This is a genomic window from Allobosea sp. 01N443 (assembly GCF_056399325.1).
In genome coordinates, this window is the sequence record NZ_JBFTRC010000295.1 from 1 (window position 1) to 4,922 (window position 4,922).

A 4,922-nucleotide genomic window follows, 5' to 3' on the forward strand; every position below is an offset into this window, starting at 1 on the left:
GCGCATTGCGGATGACTTCGAGGCGGACGGGGTCGATGCCCTTGAAAATGTCGCTCATGGTGTCGGGCCTCACTGCGCGGTGATGCGGTCGGCGATCAGGGCGCCGGCGGAATGGGTGACGATGTTCCAGCCGGCCGGCAGGTAGATCGAGGTGTAGGGCTCTTCGACGACGGCCGGGCCGCTGACGGGATCGGTGGTGCCGATTGCATCGCGCTCCCAGACCGGGGTGTCGACTGCCGCTCCCCGGCCATGGACCGGGCGCGACTGTGCGGCCGGTTTCGCGGAGCCGGCGGCCTGGCGCGCCGGCACGGGCTTGGCCAGCGCTCCCACTGCCTTTAGGCGCAGGGCGACGATTTCGACCAGGACCTCGGGCTCGTCATAGGAAAAGCGCTGCTTGTGCAGGGCGTGGAAGGAGGCACTCGCCTTGGCGACACCAGCGGCCGAGAAATCAGCCTCGTCCAGCGGCACACGCAGGTCGAAGGCCTGACCGGCATAGCGCAGGTCGACGGCCCATTCGAAACGGCGTGCCGCGGGCGCGACACCGTCCTCGGCGAGCAGCGCTTCCGCCTCCGTGACGAGGCGGGACGCGGTCGCTTCCAGGCCCGGCGCGAGTTCATCGAAGAGGCCGATCTGCGTGGCGCCGAGATCATGGGCGATATCGGACCAGAGGATGCCCCAGGCCGAGAGCGTCGAGGCATGGGCGGGGAAGATGACACGGCGGATGCCGAGTTCCTCCGCCACCTCGCAGGCATGGACACCACCGGCACCGCCGAAGGACAGCATGGCGAAATCCTCGGGGTCGAGCCCCTTCTCGAAGAGCGAGAGCCGGATCGCCATGGCCAGCGCCGAATTCGCGACGTCGATGACGCCGGCCGCGGTCCTGTCGACGGAGAGCCCTAGCGGCGCCGCCACGGTTTCGGCAGCGCGCCGCGCGGCCTCACGGTCGAGCGGCATCGCCCCGCCCATGAAGCTCTTGCCGTCGAGCCGACCGAGCAGGAGATTGGCGTCGGTCACGGTGAGCGCGATACCACCCTTGCCGTAACAGGCCGGGCCGGGATCGGCTCCGGCGCTGTGCGGGCCGATGCGCAGGCGATTGCCGTCATCGACCCAGGCGATCGAGCCGCCACCGGCGCCGATGGTGCGCATCTCGATCATCGGCAGCCGCACGGGCAGGCCATCGACCTCCCCCTCATTGACCATCGAGACCACGCCGTCATGGACCACGGAGACGTCGAACGAGGTCCCACCCATGTCAACCGCGACGAGATTGGGCTCGCCGAGCTCGGCCGACAGGCGCCTGGCCGCCGCGGCACCGCCGCTAGGGCCGGAGAGCAGCAGGCGGGCGGGCTCACGCCCGGCCTTGGCCAGGCCGGACACACCACCATTGGACTGGACGAGGTAGACCTGAGTCTGCGGCACCTCCTCGGCGAGGCGCCCGGCGAGACGGTCGGTATAGCTCTGGACGATCGGCACCAGCAGCGCGTTCAGCGCCGTGGTCGACATGCGTTCATATTCGCGGATCTCGGGCGAGATGTCGCTGGCGAGTGAGATGGCGACGCCCGGCAGCAAGTCAGACAGAATCTCGCCAACGCGCCGCTCATGGGCCGGATTGGCATAGGCGTGCAGCAGGCAGACCGCGACCGACCTGACGCCGGCCCTGGCGATTTCGGACGCGATCCTGCGAACGCCGTCCTCATGCAGCGGAGTAATGATCCGCCCGTCTGCACCGACGCGCTCCTCGACGCCGAAGCAGAAGCGGCGGGCGACGAGCGGCTCCGGCTGCTCCAGGGTGATCGCGTAGACGTCCTTGCGGCCGTGCCGGCCGATCTGCATCACGTCTTCGAAGCCCGTCGTGGTGACCACTGCCCCGAGTGGCAGCTTGCGTTCCAGCACCGCGTTCGTCGCGATCGTGGTACCGTGCAGCAGATATTGCACTGCTTCCAGCGGGAAACCGAAGCGCTCCGACGCTTGGCGGATGCCGGTGAGGAGGCCGACGGACGGATCCTTCGGTGTACTCGGGGTCTTGATCTGGTGGATCGCGCCGGTACCGGCATCGAGGATCTCGATATCGGTGAAGGTGCCGCCGATATCGACGGCGATGCGGATATCCTGTTCCATCAGGCAAAACTCCAGGGTTCCCGCTCGCGCCGCGAGCAGGCCAGGTTCGAAGAGTGGGCGTTTCGGCGCGGCGGCGGGCCCTGCCCGACCGCCTTCAGTGTTCGGCCGGGCTAGCGGCCTGCTTCATGACAGCTCGAGACCATGCGGCTCCCTTTGTCCGGCCGTCCTGATGCGACCAAGGTGTTCATTTGACGAAGGTCTTGGCGAGGCCGGAGGTCCGGTCGACAACCAGAACGACGACGAGCGTGAGCACGACGAGCAGCACGGACAAGGCCGCGACCAGCGGATCGGCCTGCTGTTCGACGCGGTGATACATCGCAACCGGCAGCGTCGAGATGCGGGGGCCGGTCATGAAGAGCGAGAGCACGACCTCGTCGAAGGAGACGAGGAAGCAGAGCGCCGTGGTGCCGACAATGCCCGAGCGCATCATCGGCAGGGTGACGCGCCGAAACACCGTCAGCGGCGAGGCGCCCAGCGTCGCGGCCGCTTCCTCGACCGGGATCGGCAGGGTGGCGAGAGCGGTCGAGAGCACCCGGATGGCGTAGGGCAAGGTCACGACCAGATGCGCTGCAACGAGACCCTGGAAGGTCGCGAGTAGGCCATATCCGGAAAACACGATCAGGATCGCCAGGCCGAGCACGATCGTCGGCAGCAGCAGCGGCGCGGTGAACAGGCTCGACAGGAATTCCGCGCCGCGCGGCTTGAGCCTGACCAGGGCATAGGCCGCCGGCAGGCCGATCAGCAGGCTGAGCACGGTCACCAGGAAGGCGAGCAACAGGCTCGTCCAGAAAGCGGAGACCATCTTCCCGTCCGCGAAGATCGCCGGGTACCATTTGGTGCTCCAGCTCGAAGGCGGGAACATCATGTAGCTGTCGCCGGAGAACGAGATCGGTACGACGACGATCAACGGCGCCAGCAGGAAGATGAACATCGCACCGGCGAGGATCTTCAGGGCGGGAGAAATCGGGCGTTCGTCCATGATGTCCTCCCCTCACATGATTGCGCGCAGGGCGCGGGTGTAGAGCACGAGAGCACCGCCGAAGATGACGAGCACGAGGATCGAGAGCGTCGCGGCGAGCGGCCAGTTCAGCGTCACGATGGCCTGGTCGTAGATTTCGGTCGCAAGCAGGAAGACACGGCCGCCACCGAGCAGCTTCGGCGTGATGAAGGATGAGACAGCCAGCACGAAGCAGAGCAGCGACCCAAGCGCGATGCCCGGCAGGGTCAGCGGCACGACGATATGGCGAAACACCTTCCACGGCGGCGCGCCGAGCGTGGACGCAGCCTCCTCGACACGCGGATCGAGCCGGCCGAAGCCGGCAAGCAGCGCGAGGATCATGTAGGGCATCAGGATCTCGGTCAGCCCGATCACCACGCCGGTCTTGTTGAACATCAGCTTGAGCGGCGCGATGCCGATGGCACCGAGCGCATTGTTGACGAGTCCGTTTTCCGAGAGGATCGCGACCCAGCCATAGGTCCGCACCACCGCCGAAGTCAGCAGCGGCGAGATCACCAGCACGAGCAGGATCGTGCGCCATGTGCCGCTGGAGCGATGAAGATAGAGCGCGATCGGATAGGAGCAGACCAGCGTCATCAGCGTGATTCCGAGGCTGACCAGGATGCTGTTGAGAATGAGCTCGGCGTAGAAGCTGTCACGCAGCACCGAGGCCCAGGTCGCGAGCGTATAGACCTCGACCATCGCGCCCGTCGCCTGCGACTCGTAGAACGACATGCGCAGGAGGTTGAAGACGGGTGCGAGGAAGCCGAAGGCGTTCACGAGCGCGATCGGCAGGAGCAGCAGCACGACCAGCGGCAGGCCGCTGCTCCGCTCCGCGGCCGGCATCGGGGCCGCCATCGCTGCGGCTGGCGCGACGGCGCTCATGCTGCCGCTCCGTAGACGAAGATGTCCTGCGGCCGCCAGGACAGGGTCACCGGGCGGCCCGGCTCGATCACGCTCTCGCCGCCGCGGGTCGCGAGCTCGACCGAGACGATCTGGCCACCGACATCGACGTCATATTGCAGGATGTCGCCGGCGAAGATCGCGCGGGCGACGGTGCCCGAAACGTGCTGGCGCGCGGAATCCGCGGCTGCAGCAGAGTCCGGCGAAAGCCCGAGGCGATGCGGGCGGATCATCACCTGCACCGGTCCCTCGAGGCCGGCGGGAGCGGCTATGCGCTGGCCTGCGAACTCGGCCGCGCCATTGCGGGCGACAGCCGTCAGGCGATTGCTGCGGCCGACGAAGCTCGCGACGAAGGCCGTCTTCGGCGTCTCATAGAGTTCGACCGGGGTTCCGAGTTGTTCGAGCCGGCCCTGATTCATCACCACGACCTTGTCGCACATGGTCAGCGCCTCGACCTGATCATGCGTCACGAAGATCGCAGTGATGCCGAGGCGCTTCTGGATGTCGCGGATCTCGTTGCGCATCTCGTCGCGCAGCTTGGCATCGAGATTGGAGAGCGGCTCGTCGAGGAGCAGGATCGAGGGACGGATGACGAGCGCACGCGCCAGCGCCACGCGCTGCTGCTGGCCGCCGGAGAGCTGGGCCGGCCGGTGCTCCTCCTTGCCGGTGAGGTGGACGAGCGCGATCGCCTCCTTCACCCGCTTGGCGATCTCGCCCTTGTCGACTTTGCGCATCTCGAGGCCGAAAGCGACGTTGCGCGCCACGCTCATGTGCGGGAACAGCGCATAGCTCTGGAAGACCAGACCCATGTCGCGCCGATGCGTCGCGACCTCGGTCAGGTCGCTGCCGCCGACGACGATCCGTCCGGAGGTCGCGGGCACGAGGCCCGCGATCATTCTCAGCG

At 67.2% G+C, this 4,922-nt stretch carries 4 protein-coding genes; all 4 read right to left on the reverse strand.

The genetic code is table 11. From position 1 onward, the window contains the following. Positions 1 to 69: 69 nt before the first annotated feature. The gene (locus tag AC1DRP_RS34930; protein ID WP_441507088.1) at positions 70 to 2,118 is read right to left on the reverse strand and encodes a hydantoinase/oxoprolinase family protein; all 2,049 of its coding nucleotides are present in this window, start codon (positions 2,116 to 2,118) and stop codon (positions 70 to 72) included. A gap of 184 nt (positions 2,119 to 2,302) precedes the next feature. Further along, positions 2,303 to 3,097 carry an ABC transporter permease gene (locus tag AC1DRP_RS34935; protein WP_441507087.1) on the reverse strand — a complete coding sequence of 265 codons (795 nt, stop codon included), beginning with the start codon at positions 3,095 to 3,097 and terminating at the stop codon, positions 2,303 to 2,305. Between the two features lie 12 nt (positions 3,098 to 3,109). Then, on the reverse strand, positions 3,110 to 4,000 hold the full coding sequence (locus AC1DRP_RS34940; protein WP_441490857.1) for an ABC transporter permease: 891 nt from the start codon (positions 3,998 to 4,000) through the stop codon (positions 3,110 to 3,112). After that, positions 3,997 to 4,922, reverse strand: a 926-nt coding sequence (locus tag AC1DRP_RS34945) for an ABC transporter ATP-binding protein (RefSeq protein ID WP_476770936.1), incomplete at its 5' end; no start/stop codon positions are given. The genes AC1DRP_RS34945 and AC1DRP_RS34940, both read right to left, overlap by 4 nt.

What these genes read in the sequence shown, in the direction of transcription:
- AC1DRP_RS34930 (WP_441507088.1), bottom strand. Translation starts at nt 2,118, where the DNA reads ATGGAACAGGATATCCGCATCGCCGTCGATATCGGCGGCACCTTCACC.
- AC1DRP_RS34940 (WP_441490857.1), bottom strand. Translation starts at nt 4,000, where the DNA reads ATGAGCGCCGTCGCGCCAGCCGCAGCGATGGCGGCCCCGATGCCGGCC.
- AC1DRP_RS34935 (WP_441507087.1), bottom strand. Translation starts at nt 3,097, where the DNA reads ATGGACGAACGCCCGATTTCTCCCGCCCTGAAGATCCTCGCCGGTGCG.